Origin of the sequence: Intrasporangium flavum, from assembly GCF_001956915.1 — a bacterium.
Classification (GTDB): Bacteria; Actinomycetota; Actinomycetes; order Actinomycetales; family Dermatophilaceae; genus Monashia; species Monashia flava.
Genome location: NZ_MLJO01000013.1, coordinates 250,978 through 269,072, shown reverse-complemented (window position 1 = coordinate 269,072; position 18,095 = coordinate 250,978). Strand labels below are relative to the sequence as shown.

13 protein-coding genes are annotated in these 18,095 nt (G+C 74.7%); all 13 read right to left on the bottom strand.

The window, feature by feature from the left end:
• Nucleotides 1–31: 31 nt before the first annotated feature.
• The 13 genes from BIV28_RS11925 to BIV28_RS11865 all read right to left on the bottom strand — a co-directional run bounded on the left by BIV28_RS11925 (nucleotide 32) and on the right by BIV28_RS11865 (nucleotide 18,045).
• Nucleotides 32–1,063 (bottom strand): phosphotransferase family protein, encoded by a 1,032-nt coding sequence (locus BIV28_RS11925; RefSeq protein ID WP_242652960.1) that lies wholly within the window; start codon nucleotides 1,061–1,063, stop codon nucleotides 32–34.
• A 5-nt stretch (nucleotides 1,064–1,068) separates the two neighbouring features.
• Nucleotides 1,069–1,539 carry a hypothetical protein gene (locus tag BIV28_RS11920; protein ID WP_076262063.1) on the bottom strand — a complete coding sequence of 157 codons (471 nt, stop codon included), beginning with the start codon at nucleotides 1,537–1,539 and terminating at the stop codon, nucleotides 1,069–1,071.
• Nucleotides 1,536–2,750 carry a glycosyltransferase gene (locus BIV28_RS11915; protein ID WP_076262062.1) on the bottom strand — a complete coding sequence of 405 codons (1,215 nt, stop codon included), beginning with the start codon at nucleotides 2,748–2,750 and terminating at the stop codon, nucleotides 1,536–1,538. The genes BIV28_RS11920 and BIV28_RS11915 overlap by 4 nt, the downstream gene beginning before the upstream one ends.
• Nucleotides 2,750–3,742: a hypothetical protein gene (locus BIV28_RS11910; RefSeq protein WP_207555939.1), complete on the bottom strand. Its 993-nt coding sequence runs from the start codon at nucleotides 3,740–3,742 to the stop codon at nucleotides 2,750–2,752. The genes BIV28_RS11915 and BIV28_RS11910 overlap by 1 nt, the downstream gene beginning before the upstream one ends.
• Complete coding sequence (locus tag BIV28_RS11905; RefSeq protein ID WP_076262058.1) at nucleotides 3,739–5,460, bottom strand: hypothetical protein; 1,722 nt, start codon at nucleotides 5,458–5,460, stop codon at nucleotides 3,739–3,741. Before BIV28_RS11905 ends, BIV28_RS11910 begins: the two co-directional genes overlap by 4 nt.
• 365 nt (nucleotides 5,461–5,825) lie before the next feature.
• Nucleotides 5,826–10,325 carry a PKD domain-containing protein gene (locus BIV28_RS20440; protein ID WP_076262057.1) on the bottom strand — a complete coding sequence of 1,500 codons (4,500 nt, stop codon included), beginning with the start codon at nucleotides 10,323–10,325 and terminating at the stop codon, nucleotides 5,826–5,828.
• A gap of 112 nt (nucleotides 10,326–10,437) precedes the next feature.
• Nucleotides 10,438–11,940, bottom strand: a complete 1,503-nt coding sequence (locus BIV28_RS11895; RefSeq protein WP_242652931.1) for an RtcB family protein — start codon at nucleotides 11,938–11,940, stop codon at nucleotides 10,438–10,440.
• Nucleotides 11,941–12,076: 136 nt separating this feature from the next.
• On the bottom strand, nucleotides 12,077–13,537 hold the full coding sequence (locus BIV28_RS11890; protein WP_242652929.1) for a polysaccharide biosynthesis protein: 1,461 nt from the start codon (nucleotides 13,535–13,537) through the stop codon (nucleotides 12,077–12,079).
• 44 nt (nucleotides 13,538–13,581) lie between these two features.
• Nucleotides 13,582–14,865, bottom strand: coding sequence for a DegT/DnrJ/EryC1/StrS family aminotransferase (locus tag BIV28_RS11885; RefSeq protein ID WP_083707275.1), 1,284 nt, complete (start codon nucleotides 14,863–14,865; stop codon nucleotides 13,582–13,584).
• Nucleotides 14,858–15,604, bottom strand: a complete 747-nt coding sequence (locus tag BIV28_RS11880; protein ID WP_083707274.1) for a response regulator transcription factor — start codon at nucleotides 15,602–15,604, stop codon at nucleotides 14,858–14,860. Before BIV28_RS11880 ends, BIV28_RS11885 begins: the two co-directional genes overlap by 8 nt.
• Before the next feature lie 97 nt (nucleotides 15,605–15,701).
• A complete protein-coding gene (locus tag BIV28_RS11875) occupies nucleotides 15,702–16,355 on the bottom strand; it encodes a response regulator (protein ID WP_076262053.1) in 654 nt (217 codons plus the stop codon).
• Nucleotides 16,356–16,369: 14 nt separating this feature from the next.
• A complete protein-coding gene (locus BIV28_RS11870; protein WP_076262051.1) occupies nucleotides 16,370–17,005 on the bottom strand; it encodes a sensor histidine kinase in 636 nt (211 codons plus the stop codon).
• 392 nt (nucleotides 17,006–17,397) lie between these two features.
• The gene (locus tag BIV28_RS11865) at nucleotides 17,398–18,045 is read right to left on the bottom strand and encodes an HAD-IA family hydrolase (RefSeq protein WP_076262049.1); all 648 of its coding nucleotides are present in this window, start codon (nucleotides 18,043–18,045) and stop codon (nucleotides 17,398–17,400) included.
• Nucleotides 18,046–18,095 lie beyond the last annotated feature (50 nt).

Below are 18,095 nucleotides of genomic sequence, written 5' to 3'. Positions count from 1 at the left end.
GTGCCGTCGAGGGCGTCCGGGGTACGAGCCGTCAGCATCGGAACAGCTCCGCCGCGAGGAGCAGGTGCTGGCGCGCGAAGGTGGCCTCGTCCGAGAGCGCCGCGACCTCCGCGGTGCCCAGGGCCAGCACGTCGCGCCAGCGGTCGGGGTCGCGCCCGGTCCGCTCGAGGTGCTCGGCGAGGACGCCGTGGACGAGCCGGGGCAGCCAGCCCTCCCCCGCCACGAGGTAGCGCACGGGCTCGCCCCACGGCCCGGCGACGAGGCCCGGGTGCCCGCGCACCTCGCGGCCGGTGCGGGTGTGCCGGTCGAGGTAGAGCACGTAGGACAGCGCGAACCGGGTCAGGTCGCGCAGCGGGTCGCCGCCGACGACCGCGTGCTCCCAGTCGACGACGCCGGTGACGCGTCCGTCGGTGCGCAGCACGTTGCCGGCCCAGAAGTCGCCGTGGACGACCGACCACGGCCCGTCGGAGGGCAGCCGCACGCCGGGCAGCGTCGCGGCGACCGCGTCGGCCACGTCGCGGGCCAAGGGGTCGGCCGGCCACCGGGCGCGGAGCCGCTTGGCGATGCCGGGCCACCCACCGGCGGACGACGCTGCGGGCAGCGGGCCGACCGCCTCGGACAGCTCGCGCAGCCACGACGCCGCACCGGCGAGGTCGGCGCGGACGGCGTCGGGGCGCGTCGTGCCGCGCCAGCGGTGGTAGTCCACCGACATCGGGGTCCCGGGCACGGCCTCGGTGACGAGCACCGCTCCCCCGCGGTCGCGCCGGATGTCGACGATCCGCGGAACGGTCCCGCCGACGAGGCCGAGGTCGAGGCTGCCGAGGGCCTGCAGCGAGGTGGCCTCGGCGACGACGGAGACGGCGGCGACGGCGGTCAGCGCCACCTTCGCGACGAGGCGCGGACGGGCGCCGCCCGGGTCGAAGACGAGGATCGTCGCCTTGGGGTTCTCGTCCTTGGACAGCCCGACCACGACGAGCCGCGGCGTCGTCGGGCCGGCGTGCTCGCGCAGCGCGGCACGGAGGAGGTCACCGGCCTCGGCGGGGACGGTGTCCGGGGCGACCATGTCGGTCACCGGCGGACCCCGACGACCAGGCGCCCGGGCACGAGCGCGCCGAGGACGAGCCGGACCGACGCCGCCCCGGCCCGCGTGCGGGTCATCGCCGCGACGACGCGGCGGACCGCCTCGAGGACGAGGCGCCCGCGCACGACCCGCGGCGGCGTCGTGAGGAAGGTCGAGAGCAGCCACGTGACGGCGTCGCGGTCGTCGGCGGCCACGAACGTCGCCGACGACCACGTCGGGAGCACGACGTACTCCGACTCCACCTCGACGCCGAGTCGCTCCGCGGCCCGGCGCAGCCGGGCCCGTCCGCCGGCGCGACGGTCGGCGAGCGCCACCGGGGACCCGGGCGGCAGCCCGAGGGCCCGCTGCGCGTCGGCGGGCTCCGAAGGCCACACGACGGGCGCGCCCGACGGCAGGAGCACCGACGCCGACGCCGGCACCCCGGGCCGGGTCGGCAGGACGGCGGGCGCGGCCGTCATGACGCCCTCGTCCGGAGCGAGGCGGGACGGTCGGGGTGGCCGGGGCCGGCGCCGAGGGAGCCGACGAGCTGGCGGCGCGGCCGGGCGGGCCCCTGGGAGTAGACCCGGTCGAGCACCTCACCGGCGGTCGTCTGGTCGTAGCGGTTGCCGAGGTGGGCCTGCGCGCGGGCCGCCCAGAGACGCGCCTCGTCGGGGTGGGCGAAGACGTGGTCGACGGCGGCGGCGAGCAGGTCGGCCCGGCCGGGCGGCACGAGCAGGCCGGTCTCGCCCGGGATGACGACGTCGGGCACGGCGTTGACCGCCGTGGCCACGACCGGGATGCCGCACTGCTGGGCCTCGACGACGACGCACGGCAGGCCCTCGTACCGGCTGGCCATGGCGAAGACGTCGAACGCCGGCAGCAGGGCCGCGACGTCGGAGCGGTTGCCGAGCAGGTGCACCCGTTCGTCGAGGCCGAGGCGGTGCACGTCGCGGCGGGTGCGCTCGGCCAGCTCGCCGTCGCCGGCCCACACGAGCACGGCCGGCGTGCGCATCCGGCGCAGCGCCTCGAGCATGACCTCGGGCGCCTTCTGGAAGTCGAGGCGCCCGACAGTCCCGAGCACCGGCACGTCGTCCGGCAGACCGAGCAGGGCCCGCGCCGTCGCCCGGGTCGACGGGTCGAGCCGGATGCTCGGCTCGTCGACGGCGGGCCCGACGGTGTGCAGCTGCTCGGGCTGCGCGAGGCCGCGGCGCAGGGCCTCGACGGCCACACCGGTGCCGACCGCGAGGTAGGCGTCGGTGACCCGCGACAGGCGGCGCTCGATGCGGATGTAGGCGGCTCGCAGGGCCGGGTTCTGGAACTCGTGGAACGGGAAGCCGTGGAGGGTGTGCACGATGAGGGGGACGTCGCCGCGCGAGGCGGCCATCCGTCCGAGCGCGCCGGCCTTGGCGCTGTGGGTGTGCACGACGTCAGGACGCCGCTCGTGCACGAGGTCGAGCAGCCGGCCGTAGGCGGTGGCGTCCTCGCGCGGGGAGATCGGCGAGACGAGCTCGGGCACGACGACGACCTCGACGCCGGCGTCGCGGGCGCGGTCGAGCAGGGGCCCCTCGCGCGTGCCGGTGACGAGCACGCTCTCGTAGCGGGCCGGGTCGAGCGCCACGGCACCGCGGACGGCCACGCCGCCCGCGCCGGCGACGCATCGGGTCACCACGTGCATGACTCGGGTCGTCATCAGGACCCCACCTCCTCGGCCGGCGCCATCGCCCGGACCCGTTCGACGATCTCGCCCAGCGTCGTGCCGGGCGTGCGCGGCAGTCGAACCGCGAGGACGGGGACGCTGGTGGCCAGGGCGTCGGCGACGTCGGCGACGGCCGGGTGGGCCGGGCCCCGGCCGGTGCCGAGCGCGAGCGTCGCCGCGTACGCCCAGTAGCGCCGCAGCTCGCCGGCCGCGTAGGTGCCGCCGACGAGCTCGCGGGCCGCGGCGTCCGGATCGGTGCGGCTCACCTCGACGGTGTCACCGTCGCCGCGGGAGAGGACGAGCAGCGCGTCCGGCCGGACGGAGTCGACGTGCCGCGCCCACGGCGACTCGCGGCGCCCGTGGGGCATCTTCCGGCCCGAACCGCCCTCTGCCCGTGTGGGTTCCAGCAGTCCGTGCACGGTGCGCCCGTCCGTGGTGCAGAGGTTGTCGCTGACGGGCGCGTCGTCGGGCCCGGTGAGCGTGGCGACGAGCGTCGACTTGCCGACGCCGCCGGGCCCGGCGAGGACGACGGCGAACCCGTCGACCGTCGCGGCCGACACGTGCATCGGCACCTGACCCCGCGTGCCGGCCCACCACAGGGCCGGGTACTGCACGAGCACGGCCCGCTGCAGGAGCACCTGTCGGTCGGGGGCGGCCATCCCCAGGGCCCGCTGGCGCCAGCCCCGCAGCGGCCGGGCGACGACCTCGAGGGTGCCCGGCAGGGGGCGCACCACGACGTCGAGGCCGCTCGAGCACGCGTCGGTGAGCACCACCTCGCGGCCGTCGGTCGAGGCGCCCCGGGTCACGAGCCGGTGCCCGGCGCGGGTCGCGACCGTGGCGTCGGCGGAGACCATGACGTGGATGTCTGCCGTGGCCGCCGGCGAGGGCAGCTCCTGCCCCGCGCAGGACTCGCGGACGAGCTCGGTCCAGGGCTCGTCACCGTCGACGTGCACGACGAGACCCGCCGTGCGCAGCCACACGCTCATCCGTGGAGCACCCCCTCGGACACCGGGGCCGTAGCAGCGGCACCCGTGGCATCCGAGCCGTGCGAGCCGTTCGTGGCGTCCGCGCCGTCCGCGCCGTCCGGGCCGTCCGGGCCGTCCGTGCGCCCTGCCGGCGTCGACGCAGCGCGGCCCGGTGCCGTGCGCGCGTCGTCGTCGGGCCGCTGCCTCGGCGCGGCCGCCATGACGGCGCGTCCACCCGCGTCGGCCGGGGCCACCGGCGTCGCGTCGGGCGCCGGGCCGGCCGTCGAGGCCTTGGCCGGCGTCGCGACCGCCGCGACCGCCGTGACCGTGGCGGCCTCCTTGAGGCGGTTCGGGTCGACCCGGACCGGGTCGCGGTCCCACGGGGACTCCCACACCGACACCGCGGTCTCGCCGCCGTCACGGGCCGCGCCGGCGGCCTCGGCCCCACGGCCCGCGCCCGGCTTCCGGGCGCGCGGCGCGGTGGCCGCGGGCTCGGGCGTCGTGTCCGGTGCCGCGTCCCGGCGGGAGGCCGACCCGGTCGGACGCGGCAGCCAGCGGTGCCGGTGGCCGTGCGGGTAGCTGACGAGCCCGACGACCGGCCAGCCGAGCGCCTCGACGAGGGCCCGCGTGCGCTCGATCGCCGCCGAGGACACCTGGTCGGGCGAGAGCACGACGAGCACGGGGCGCTCCCCCGGCTCGGCCCACTCCCGGCCGAGCACCTGCACGACGAGTCGGTGGTCCGAGCGGCCGTCCTGCGGCCCGAGCAGCGGCGCGAGCGACCGGGCCCACGCCTCCTCGCGCGGGTCCACGAGAACGAGGAGCAGCTGCGTCGCGTCGTACCGGCGCGCCAGCAGGGCGAGCCGGTCGGCGATCGGCCCGGCGGCACCCAGGGTGCTCGGGGCCAGGTCGCGGTGCGGCAGGTAGCCGACGTGCGGCACCCCCAGCGTGCGGGCGATGGCCCGCGGGGACGGCAGCCGCGGCCGGAACGCCTCGAGCACGGCCGCGAGGCCGACGCCGAAGAGCGCACCGAGGAGGGCGATGAGCACGGCCCGCTGCCAGACGTGCGCCGGCAGCGGGATCGTCGGCTCGCGCACCGGGTCGAGCAGGACGGCGCGCGCGGTGGTCGCCGTGGACAGGTCGAGGTCGGACAGCTGCCGCTCCAGCTCGCCCTGGGTGGTCGTCAGCGACGTCAGCTGCGCCTGGAGCGCGAGGACGCCGTTCGGCGAGGCGCCGGGCATCTTCTTGACGAGCTGCTCGCGCTGCTTGGCGAGGGCGTCGAGCTGGTGCTGCACCTCCGTGCGCCGCTGGGCCACGGCCGGCTGGTCGCCGACGTTGGAGAACTCGATGACGTCCTGCGTCAGTGACGTCGCGATGACGGTGGCGCGCCGCGGCGAGGAGTCGGTGACGGCGATCTCCATGACGGGCGAGACGCCGACGCGCCGCACGTCGATGTTGTTGGCGGCGAAGGTCGCGACGTCGGTGTCGAGGCCGCCCTTGTCGAGGGCCTGGCGCACGACGCCGGGGCTCGTCGCGATGCCGAGGACGCGCTGGCTCGTGGCGTCGGCCTGCACGTTGGAGGACGCCGCCTCGCTGCCCATCTGGATGCGGGCCACCGCCTCGTAGGAGCTCGGCTGGTTCTTGCCGATGTACCAGGCCGCTCCGAAGGGCACCAGCACGCAGAGCAGGATGACCAGCCAGTGGCCGCGGATGACCCGGCCGAATGCCTCGTCGATCGTCATGATCCCCCCAGGACCCGTGGAACGCGTCGGGGCCGTGCGGCCCCGCCGACTCCCTTACGACGCTAGGTGCGCCCCCGCGCCCCCACATCGCTCCCGCAACGGACGAGCGCCTACGTCAAATGCATGACTCCGGCGCGGGGACGGGCCCCCGCCGTCACCGGAGGGCCGGAGCGGGCCCCGGACACGGCCCGGACAGGCCCCGCACAGGCCCCGGACAGGCCGGCGCGGCCCGAGCCGGGGGGGAGTGCTCGGACCGCGCCCTGGGCGGCCGGGACGACGTTCCCCCGGGGGGAGTGGGGGGCGAACGGCGTCCCGGTCGCGACTGGGGTGCCACGGAGCGCTGGTGGGCGCCGCGGCGTCAGCAGCTACACCTTGGTCCTCACGGTGACCGACGACTTCTGGCCGACGTCGTCGGTGACCGTCAACGTGATCTGGTAGGTCCCCTTGGTCGAGAGCGTGCACGTGGCGCTGGTGGCGCTCGTCGGGCCGACGACCGTGCCGTTGCCGCACGCGTAGGTGTAGGTGAGCGGCCGCTTCTCCGGGTCGGTGGACCCGGACGCGTCGAGGGTCGCGACCGTCGGCGCGGTCGGCTTCGACAGGGTCACCGTGAGCCGGGCCGTCGGCGCCTTGTTGACGCCCACGGTCACCGTGACGGGGGCGCTCGTCGTCTTGTTGCCGGCGTCGTCGGTGACGGTCACGGTGGCCTTGAACGACCCGCCGGCCGGGTAGCTGCACGTCGCCTGCGCCGAGGCCTGCGGCCCGACGGTCGTGGCGTTGCCGCACGCGAACGTGTACGTCAGCGGCCGGCCCTCGGGGTCCTTGGAGCCCGACGCGTCGAGCGTCGCGGTGGCCGGTGCGACGGTCGCCGGTGGCGTCACCAGCGTCAACGAGGCCGTCGGTGCCTTGTTGGCCGACGCCGTGACGGTCGTCGTGGCGCTCGCGGACAGGCCGCTGACGCTGCTGCGCACCGTCACCTGGACCGTGAACGTCCCGGTCTTCGCGTAGGTGCACGTGGCCGTCGGCGAGGCCTGCGGCCCGACCGTCGTGCCGGTCCCGCACACGAAGGTGTAGGTCAGCGAGCCGCCCTCCGGGTCGGAGGACCCGGACGCGTCGAGCGCGACGGGGAAGGGCACGACACCGGTGCGCGGGGTGGCCGTGAACGCCGCCCGCGGCGCCACGTACGGCGCGAGGACGCCGACCGAGGTGCTGGCCGTGGAGGCGAGGCCGAACTGGTCGACGACGCGGACCGAGGCGGTGTAGGTGCCGGCGCTCGCGTACGTGCACGAGGCCGTCGCGCCGGCCTGCGGGCCGACGGTCGTGCCGTTGCCGCACGTGAACGTGTACGACGTGATCGCACCGTCACCGGCCGACGAGCCCGACGCGGACAGCTGCACCGTCGCCGGGGCGTGCGCGCCCGTGGCCGGGTTGGCCGACAGCGCCGCGGTGGGCCCGGTGGGCTGCAGGTTGCCGTGGTACTCGAGCGCCCCACGGTCGCCGTAGGCCGGGCTGCCGGCACCGGTGTCGGCGATGACCGGCACGTCGACGGGCGCGATGCCGTCGTGGTCGGTGACCGACGCACCGGTCACGCCCAGGTCGGCGCTGTCGACGGCGGGCGAGGTGAGGGTCAGGGCGAGGTTGCGCCCGGCCTCGTCGACGAACCGCGGGGCGCTGCCGAGGTCGTTGGGGCCCTGCCCGCTCGCGACCTGGAAGGAGGCCACCGTGGTGTAGGGCGCCGAGTTCCACTCGTACAGCGGCCCGCCCGCGTTCTGGAACACGAGGTTGCGGTTGACGGTCGAGCCGGGAGAGGACGCCTCGTCGAGCCGGATGTTGCCGATGGTGCGCGTGCTGCCCACCGCGTTGTCGACGCTGACGTTGTCGGCGACGAGCGAGCTGGAGCAGCCGCCCTCGAGGTTGATGCCGGCGGTCGAGTTGCCGACCACCGTGTTGCCGACGACGTGGTCGCGCTGCGAGCTGAGGCAGTCGATGCCGTGGTCGCCGTTGTCGTAGGAGATGTTGCGCCGCACCGTCGCGTCGTCGGACCCGGTGTAGATCTCGATGCCGGAGTCCTGGTTGGCGTAGACGGTGTTGCGCTCGACGAGGGCCCCGGTCGATCCCAGGCTCACGTCGATGCCGTTGGCGAGGCGCTGCGTCGGCTGCACGTTGTCGTGGCTGACGTTGTCGGCGACGGTCGCGCCCGTGCTGCTCTGGATGCTGATGCCGTGGTAGCCGTTGGACGCGCTGGTGTTGCCGCTCACGACGGCGTCGGGGCTCGTGGCGATGCGCACGCCGATCGAGCCGTTGCCGGTCGTCGTCGACCCGGACACCCGGGTGCGGCTCGAGCGGTCGGAGGAGACGCCGTAGCTCGAGACGAGCGAGGCCCGCGCCGAGGTCACGACGACGTCGGCGGAGTCCTGGATGCTGATGCCGACCCCGTTCTGCCCCTGCATCGAGAAGCCGTCCACGACGACCGAGCGGGCGTTCCACAGCTTGAAGCCGTAGGAGCGCGTCGAGGCCTCGAGGGTCGTGCCCGAGGCCGGGTTGGCCCCGCCGGCGTCGACGTAGAGGGTGGTGGCGGCGGCGTCGTAGAAGAACGTGCCGGCGGTCGTCGTCGTGGCGCTCGAGGCCGCGGCGAGCCGGGTGCCACCACGGAACACCTGGGTGATCGGTGCCGCCGAGGCGACCGTGGCCTGCCAGGCGGTGGTGGAGGTGGGGGTCCACAGCGACGTCGAGCCGAGGTCGGTCGTGCCGAGGACGCGCACGGCCCCGTTGGCGCGGAAGGTCAGCGGCGCGGTCGTCATGCCGGTGCGCGCGGGCGTCACCTGCTCGCGGTAGTCGCCGGCCTCGACGACGACGGTGTCGCCGGCGAGGGCCAGCGCCGCCGCGCGGCTGATAGAGCAGAACGGCGTCGTCGTGCCGTCGGCCGCGTCGGAGCACGAGGGGCTGGTGCCGTCGACGTGGTAGGTGACGAGCGGCCGGTCGGTCAGGGTGACGGGCACGACCGCCGTGCCGGTGAGCCCGCCGGTGTCCGCGACGGTGACGGTGACGACGGGCGTGCCGGTGGCGACGAAGTCGTGGGTGGCGACCGGGGAGGCCTGCGGGCCCACGACGGTGCCGTCGCCGAAGTCGAAGGTGTAGGTGGCGATGCCCTGGGTGTCGACGTCGCTCGAGCCGCGGGCGTCGGCGGTGACCGTCACCGCCGGCGGCACCTGGCCCGTCGTCGCGGACAGCACGAGCGCGGCGTGGGGAGCGTTCGTGGCCTGGTCGCCGGCCTGCGGCTGGCGCTCGAGCGCGCCGCGGTCGGCGTAGGTGGGCGTGCCGGCCCCGCGGTCGGGCACGGTCGGGTCGTCGGTGGGCGGGTTGCCGGCGGCGTCGGTCGCCTCGAAGCCGGGCGCACCGGCGTCGGCCGAGTCGACCGCGGCGGACTGCGCGGCGAGCCGGAAGTCGTGGGCGGCGGCGTCGACGAACTGCGGGTCGGAGCCGAGGCCCGCGGCCTCGAGGCCCGTGCCCGCGGCGAAGTCGGACAGCGTCTGGTAGCGGGTCAGCCCGATGCGCACGGCCGGTACCCAGCGGCTGTTCCAGAAGACGTCGCTGTCGGCGGTGAACCCGGTCATCGAGGTCTGCTCGACGTAGAGGTCGTGCCGCCCGGTCCCCAGGCCGTTGTCGACGGAGATGTTGTTGCGCAGGGTCGCCCCCGTGCTGTTGCCCTCGACGGAGATGCCGTCGTCGTGGTTGCCGTAGGAGGTGTTGGACAGGTACGAGACGCCGGTCGAGGCGAGGGTGTCGAAGCCGTGGTTGCCGTTGCCCCAGCTCGTGTTGCGTACGACGACGGTGCGCGAGGAGCCGCTATACACCTGGATGCCGGTGTCCTGGTTGCCGTGCACGACGTTGCCGCGCAGCACGGTGTCGGTGGAGCTCGAGCTGACGTCGATGCCGGCGGCCGTGGCCGTCCCGGCGGTCACGACGTTGTCGGCCGACTCCGAGCCCTGCACCGTGTTGCCGACCGAGCCCTGCAGCGAGATGCCGTGGTTGCCCGAGCCGGCGACGTTGGCGCCGGTGATCGTCGAGGCGGTCGTCGCCGAGAGCCGGATGCCGATCGAGGCGGCCGAGCGCACCCGGGCGTTCGTCACGGTGACGTTCGTGCTCGAGGACTCGAGCAGGACGCCGTAGCTCGCGCTGAACGTGCTCGTGACGTTGCGCAGTGTCACGGCGCTGCCGGCGCTGACCCGCAGGCCGACGCCGTTCTGGCCGGTCGTCGTGAACCCGTCGACGACGACGTTGCTGCGGCCCGACAGGTTGAACCCGTAGGTCTGCGCGCCCGCCTCGACGGCCCGGCCGCTCGGCGAGGGTCCGCCGAGGTTGACGTAGAGCACCTTGGCCGTCGAGTCGAAGAAGAACGACCCGGCCGCCAGGCCCGTGGCGCTCGTGCCCGCGGCGAGCCGGGCCCCGTCGAGGAACACCTGCTTGGTGACGCTCGCCGGCGTGAAAGGCGTGCTGAACGTGCCGCCCGACGCGTCGGTCCACGTCGCGGTCGACAGGTCCTTCGTGCCCGAGACGACGACGCCCGGCGCCGAGGCGACGAACGTGATCGGCACGCCGGCCGCCCCGGACGCCCCGACGCTGACCTGCTCGCGGTAGGTGCCCGGCGCGACCGTCACGGTGTCGCCCGCCGTCACCGCCTTGACCGCCGCCCGGCTGATGGTGCAGAACGGCGCCGCCGACGTGCCCGCCCCCTGGTCGGAGCAGGCCGGGTTGGCGCCGTCGACGAACCACGCGGTCGCCGCCGACGCCGGAGGGGCGACGACGAGCTGCCACCCGAGGGCGAGCGCCCCCACGGCCACGGTTGAGACGGCGGCTCGAAGCTTCATGGTGGCTCCTCGACGAGGCGGGACGGTCGGGTCGGTGGTGGGTGGTCGGTGGTGGGTGGTCGGCGGTCGGCGAGACGCGGACGGGGTGGTCGGCCGGGGCCGACGGGAGCGCTCAGTGCAGGACGGCGAACGGGCGCATCCGCGCCACCGGGCGCACGATGCGGTGCCGCGTCAGCACCGACATGGCGGCGTTGACGCCGTGGTCGTCGAGGTGCGGCGCGGACGACGGCGCCTCGTCGGTGTAGCGGTAGCGACGCGTCGAGCGGCCGCCCGGGTCGAGCGTCGAGCGCCCGTCCTTCTCGAACTGCTCGATGACGGTGCCCGCGCCGTGGCAGGCGGAGTGGAGGCTGTCGCTGCTGCGGGCGCCGGCGACGGCGAGGTAGGACGACGTGCGGTGCGTGCCGGGCAGCAGCACCGCCTGGCCGGTCGTCGCGAAGACCGACCCCTCGGGCATCCGGTCGGCCGGGAAGGCCCGGCACGAGTTGTGCCGGTGCACGACGGCCCGCTGCCCACCGACGTTCTCCTCGTAGATCGAGTTGTGCGGCGAGTCCACGATCAGCCGACCCGGCTCGCCGCCGAACGCCTCGAGCGCGAGGCGCCGCAGCGCGGCGTACGTCGCGACGCGGAAGGCGTAGCCGTAGTTCATCGCCGACGCGTTGGCGAGCATGAGCCGCTGGCCCTCGTCGCTGTCGAGGTCGACCGGCGCGCAGCCCTTGGCGAAGTAGAGGCGCATCCGCTCGCGCAGCTGGGCCGCCGACCGAGCCGTGGCCAGGTGGTAGAGCGGCTTCTGCACGGCCATGGCCGCCTTCATCGTCCGCGCGGTGTCCTTGCGCCGCTGGAACAGGTGGCCGATCTCGCCGGTGAGCACGCCGCCGCCCGCGTGGTACTGCAGCGTGACCTGGCCCTCGCGGATGCCGAGCAGCTCGGCCGCCTCGGGGTCGAGGATCTCCTCGACCTGCTGGAGCTCGACGAAGTGGTTGGTCGGGCCGACGGTGCCGAACCGCAGCCGGGCGAGCTGCCACGTCAGGGCCGGGATCTCCTTGCGCAGCCGTGCACCCCCGCCCCACGGCTCGAGGTCGACGCGTCCGGACTCCTCGATGCGCTCGAGCTCCTCGGCGTCGACGCCCCACCGCTCCGCCGCGAACTGCGCGCCGTCGGTGGCTGCCGCGACGACCTCGGAGGCCGTCAGCTCACGGGCCCCGCGCGTCGGGTAGGGGTACTTCTCCTTGACGGCCCGGTAGAAGGCGTCGACCGCGTGGTCGGCCGGCTTGTCGGTGCCGAGCGCGATGAGGGCCATGCCGCAGTTGACCGACGAGCTGGTGAACGTCGGGCGGATGGTGCCGCGGGTGGCCACGGCGATGCTCGAAGGCATCTCCATCTTGCGCTTGTGATGGAAGTCGGGCAGGACGACCGGCGGCGCCGCGAGGTCGAGGCCGGCCGCGCCCATCTCGAAGGACTGCAGGGTCGCCTCGTCGGCCAGCAGGCCCGGCCCCTCGATGACGGTGGCGGTGCGTGCCGAGCGGCCGCCCGGCACGATGGGCGTCGGGCGGGTCGCCCCGGCTGTTCCCGGTCCCGGGTGCTCGGCGCCGGTGCCGGCGATGACGGTGAGGTCCACGATCGTCCCCTCTTCCTGGTCGTGGTGGTGCGTGGTCGTGTGCTGGTCGCGCGGGCCGTGCGGGCCGTGCGGGTCGTGCGGGCCGTGCGGGTCGTGCGGGTCGTGCGGGCCGTGCAGCCGTGCGGGTCGGTCCGGCTCAGTAGTCGTCCGGGTAGGGCACCGCCACCGCGAGGCGCCGTTCGTCGCGCGCCCGCTGGTAGTTGCCGAGGATCAGCTCGAGGGCCGACTTGACCTCGTCGACGGCGTTGCGCGAGGCGGCGTCGAAGAGCGTCTCGAGGTTGCCGTCGAAGTCGGGGTCGTTCGCGTCGCTCGACGTGCTGTAGATCCGCGGGTGGGCCGTCTGCTCGCGGTCCTCCTCGTCGGAGAAGAGCACCTCGTGGAGCTTCTCCCCCGGCCGCAGCCCGGTGAAGCGGATGTCGGGCTGCTGCAGCCCCAGCTGGCGCGAGTAGTTCTGCACGAGGTCGACGATCCGGACCGGCTGGCCCATGTCGAGGACGAACGTCTCGCCGCCCCGGGCGAGGTGGGCCGCCTCGAGGACGAGTCCCACGGCCTCCTCGATCGTCATGAAGAACCGGGTCACCTCGGGGTCGGTCACGGTGAACGGCTCGTCGTTGCGCACCTGCTCGGCGAGCACGTGCAGCAGCGAGCCCCGGCTGCCGAGCACGTTGCCGAACCGCACGGCCGACACGATCGTGCGGCCCGAGTCGCGGGAGGCGTGCCGGGTGACGCGCTCGGCGAGCTGCTTCGTCGCGCCGAGCACCGACGTCGGGTCGGCGGCCTTGTCGGTCGAGATGAGGATGAACCGGTCCACCCCGTGCTCGACGGCGGCCCGCACGACGTTGAGCGTGCCGGCGACGTTGGACTTGACGCCCTCGCAGGGGTGGCGCTCGAGCATCGGCAGGTGCTTGAGGGCCGCCGCGTGGAAGACGACGTGCGGGCGGACGTCGGCGATGACCTGCCGCATCCGGCCGGCGTCGCGGATGTCGGCGACGACGACGTCGTCGGAGTCGAGCAGCCCCTCGCCGGTCAGCTCGAGCTGGAGGCGGTGCAGGTTCGACTCGTCGTGGTCGAGCATGACGAGGCGCTCGGGACCGAACCCGTTGACCTGGCGGCACAGCTCGCTGCCGATCGACCCGCCGGCTCCGGTGACGAGCACCCGCGCACCCCGGATGGTGGCCTGCACCTCCGGCGAGACGACGTGCATCTCGGGCCGGCCGATGAGGGCCCCGACCTCGAGCGAGCGCAGGTCGGTGCCGACGACGTCGCGCTGGAGCATCGAGATGAACGAGGGCAGGTGGCGCACGCTGGCCCCGACGCGCGCGGCGGTCGTGGCGAGGATGCGCACCTGGTCGGCCGGCAGGCCGGGGATCGCGAGCAGCACGACGTCGACGCGCTGCACCGTGACGACCGACAGCAGGTCGGACAGGCTGCCGAGCACCGGCAGCCGGCGCACGACGCGCTTGGTCGTGTCGTCGTCGAGGAAGCCGATCGGCGCCAGGCCGAAGTCGCGCACCTTCTCGAGGTCGCGGGCGAGGGCGCGCCCGGCCTCCCCGGCACCGACGATGAGGGTCCGCAGACCCTTCTGCAGCGTCGGCACGAACCCGATGTCCTCAGGTGTCCATCCATAGCTCAGTGTCGTAGTCACCCTGTCGCTCCCCTTCGTGCGATCTCGTCCAGCGCCGTGCAGACCTGGGCGATCTCCTCGTCCGTGATGACCGCGTCCATCGGCAGCGACAGGATGCGGTCGAAGACCCGGTCGGCACCGGGCATCCCCTCGGCGGGGACGATGCAGTGGTCCCGGAACCACGTGAGGTGGTGCAGCGGGATGAAGTGCACCGAGGTGCACACGCCACGGGCCCGCAGGGCGTCGATGAGCTCGTCGCGGCTCGTCCCGTAGGCCGGCTCGACGCGCACCGTGTAGAGGTGCCAGGCGTGCCGGCCGGTGAGGGCCCGCGGCGGGCGCCGCAGCCCCGGGATGCCGGACAGCCCCTCGTCGTAGCGGGCGGCCACCTCGGCGCGCCGGGCCTGGTCGAGGTCGAACCGGCGCAGCTGCGCCCTTCCGATCGCGGCCTGGACGTCGGTCATGTTGGCCTTGAGCCCCTCGGCGGAGACGTCGTAGCGCCAGCCGCCGCCGGGCAGGTAGCGGCGCCACGCGTCCGCGGACATGCCGTGCAGGCGGGCCCGCCGGATGCGGTGGGCCAGGTCGGGGTCGTCGGTCGTGACCATGCCGCCCTCGCCGATCGGCAGGTTCTTCGTGGCGTAGAAGCTGAAGCAGGTGGCCCGCGAGATGGTGCCGACCGGCTCGTCGCCGACGACGGTGCCGAGGGCGTGCGCGGCGTCCTCGACGACGTGGTCGAGGTCGACGCCGGCCGCCTCGGCCAGGGCCCGGACGTCCGTCGGCAGGCCGGCCAGGTGGACGACCACGAGGGCGTCGACGCCGCCGCACCCGGCCGCCGCGGCGGCCGCGGTCTCCGGTGAGGGCATCGCGGTCACCGGGTCGACGTCGGCGAGGACCGGCACGTGCCCGGCGTGGCGGATGGCGGCGGCGGCGCCGCAGAAGGTCACCGTCGACATGAGCACCTTCGAGCCCTCGGGCAGCTCCATTGCCCGCAGCGCCAGCTCGATCGCCGCCGTGCAGGAGCTCACGGCGATGCCGTGCTCGGCGCCGACGTAGGCGGCCAGCTCGGCCTCGAACTCGACGACCTGCTGGCCCGAGGTGACCCACCCCGACTCGAGCACGTCCGCGACGGCCTCACGGGCCTCCGGGCAGATCCGCGTCCGGGTGAAGGGCACGACGTGCGGGGCCGGGGCGGCCGGCGCCACGACGGACGGCGCGGTGCGGTCGGCGTGACGGGCTCCGGGCCGGGCGTCAGGCCGGGCGTCGGGCCGGGCCGGCGATGCGGGGCGGCGGGCGATCTCAACCATGGACCTGCACCTCGGACATCGCCATCTCGCTGCTCCTCGTCGCGCCGTCGGTCACGTGGCCGTTCGTCATCCCGTTCGTCATCCCGTTCGTCATCCCGGTCGGTGTCATCTCGCTCCTGGTCATGGCCACCGCCGCGGAGGCGGAGTGGACGTGCAGCTTGCGCAGGATGCGCCGCACGTAGGTCCGGACGGTGTTGTCCGACAGCTCGAGCGCCACGCCGATGTCGTGGCGGGACATCCCGGCGGCGAGGCAGTCGAGCACCGCCGCCTCCCGGTCGGTCAGCGGCCGGGCGCCGGGCAGGACGGCGTCGGGCCGGTCGTTGAGCGTCGCCGCGAACATCGCGTGCAACGGCTCGGCCGGCAGGTGCGCCTCGCCGGCGGCGACGTCGACGAGCGCGTCGAGCAGGTCGTTGACGCCGTCCTGGCGCGACACCCAGCCGCGCACGCCCCAACCGAGCGCCACGGGCAGGTGCACCTCGCCGTCCGCCGAGGACATGACGACGATGCCGAGGGTCGGGCACTCGCGGCACAGCTGCGCGAGGGCGGCGATGTCGTTGGTCTCGTCGAGGCCGACGGCGACGACGTCGCAGTGCTCGGGGAGCCCGTGGGCCAGGGCCTGCCCGACGGTCCCGACGCTGCCGACGAGGCGCAGCGTGCGGTGTTCGGACAGCACCAGGGCGACGGCGTCGAGGAATCCCTGACGCGCGTCCACCATGACCACACGGACGTCCTGTTCCATGTCCCGAGAGTGCCGGTGCCCGCGTCGGGGCGGACCCGACGCGGGCACGACCGCGCGCTACGTCAAACGGATGACTCAGCGGGTCATCAGGCTGTCCTCAGGCCGGACGCACGTGCGCCGGCCACTCGATCTCGTCCGCGTGGGCCGCGACGAGCGCGACGGCCTGCAGCCGCGAGTGCACGCCGATCTTCGTCAGCACGTTCTGCACGTGCGTCCGGGCGGTGCTGCGGCGGACGTTGAGGGTGGTGGCGATCTCGTCGGTGCCGAGGCCGTCGGTGATGCAGCGCAGCACCTGCCACTCGCGCTCGGTGAGGAAGGACAGCACCCACGTCGGGCTCTCCTGGGGGTCGCCCGACCGCATGGCGCTCTGGAGCATCCGCGGCTCGACGGCCAGGTGGCCGCTGACCGCGAGGCCGATGGCCTCGACGAGCTGCGGCAGCCCCCGGTCCTTGCGGACGTAGCCGGACGCGCCCATGGCGATGGCCCGGCGCACCGAGACGTCGGAGGCGTCGGCCGAGAACATGATGACGCGCGTGCCCGGCGACGCCGACCGGATGCTCGCGATGACGTCGAGCCCGGACGCACCCGGGTAGTTGACGTCGAGCAGGCACGCGTCGGGCCTGACCTCGGCGACGGCCTCGAGCGCCTCGTCGGGGCCGTTCGCCGTCGTGACCTGGTAGCCCAGGTCGGACAGCGCGGCCCCGAGGGTGTCGAGGATCAGCCGGTGATCGTCGCAGACGACCAGCTTCATCTCCCCCGCCCCTCTCAGGAGGCCAGCACGTGAGTGCCGCGTCGGAGCGCGATGTCGGCCGACGCGCCGCCGTCCGGGCGCGGCCCGAGGCGGAACGCGCCCTCGCACGCGGCGACCATCGCCCGCGTCGTCGCCAGGCCGATCGACGTGCGGTGCACGACGTGGCCGAGCCCCGGCCCGTCGTCGAGCACGCGCAGGTGCACGCCGTCGTCGTCGTCCCCCACCCAGATGAGCACGTGGCCGGTCGGACCGGCGGCCCGGACCGCGTTGTCCACGACGCAGCCGAGGGCCCGCGCGAGCGCGACGGGCCGGGCGAGCACGAGCCCGTCGCCGGCCACCTCGACGTCGATCGAGGCCGTCGTCGTCATGCGGGCCCGGCCCGCGACCTCGCGCGCGACGGCCACGGCGTCGACGACGAGTGGGTCGTCGCCGGCTGCGCCTTCGAGGCTCGAGGCCACGAGCTCGGCCAGCCAGGTGGCCTGCTCGCGGATGTGACCCAGGCGTTCCTGGACGTCGCCGGCGGCAGACGTCGACAGGAGCAGGATGGCCGCGAGCGGTTCCCGCAGGTCGTGCAGCAGACCGCGGACCGGGTCTGCCTCGATCGTGCCCGCACCGCGTTCGACGTGGGTCGGGCTGACGTACTCCACCATCTTCGAATCGCCCCCCTCAAGGCTGCGCTGATACGCGCGCCCCCGGTGCGCGCCCCCGAATGTTCAGCATCTGTCGCTGGTCGGCCACTGCGATGTCCCCGGGCCCATCCCCCCAACCAGCGACTTCAGGTTACGACCGCACCTGCGCACGCCCGGTCTTTCGGTGAATTCCAGCCGCCGATTCGCTGAATTCGCAGGAGGATTCGCCACCAAGCACCTGAAAGCGACATGTCTGCTTGACCATCGGACGACAGCGAATGTCCGGATTGCGAGGTGTTTTCGGCCGCTTCGGGGTCGGGCGCGCGACGGACCCCCGGCGCATCCCGGCGCTTCCCGGCGCTTCCCGGCGTGTCGCGGCGGCACGACGGCCCGTCCGGCGCGCCCGGTGCCCCTCAGCTCGTGGCCGTGACGACGAGCCGGGCCGGCCCGGGCTCGACGCGGCAGCGGGAGAGGTCGTCGACGACGGCGTGGGCACGGCCGAGCACCGACGCGTCGTGGGAGGTCGCGACGGCCAGCACCGACGCCCCGGCCGCGCGACCGGCCTCGACCCCGGCGGGAGCGTCCTCGACGACGAGGCACCGACGCGCGTCGACTCCGAGCGCGGCCGCGGCCCTGAGGTAGCCCTCGGGGTCGGGCTTGCCGGCCGCCACGTCCTCCGCGGTGACGAGGACCGCGGGCTCGGGGAGCCCGGCGGCGCGCAGCCGTGCCTGCATGAGCTGCCGGGGACCCGAGGTGACCGCCGCCCACCGGCCCGGCTCGAGACCGGACAGCAGCGGACCGGCACCGGGCAGGGCGACGGTGTCGGCGAGGTCGTCGAGCTCGAGGCGCTCGAGCGCCTCGACGGCGGCGGCCCGGGCCTCGGCGGGCAGGAACAGGGCGATGGTGTCCTGGCTACGACGGCCGTGGCAGACGCGGAGGATCTCCTCGGGGTCGGTGTCGTGGGCGGCGGCCCAGGCGCGCCACGTGCGCTCGACGGCGGCCGTGGAGTCGACGAGCGTCCCGTCGATGTCGAACAGGATCGCGTCCACCTCGAGCTGCATGCCAGCCAACGTAGGCGCTCCACCCCCACCTCGCCGGTCCCGTCCACCCC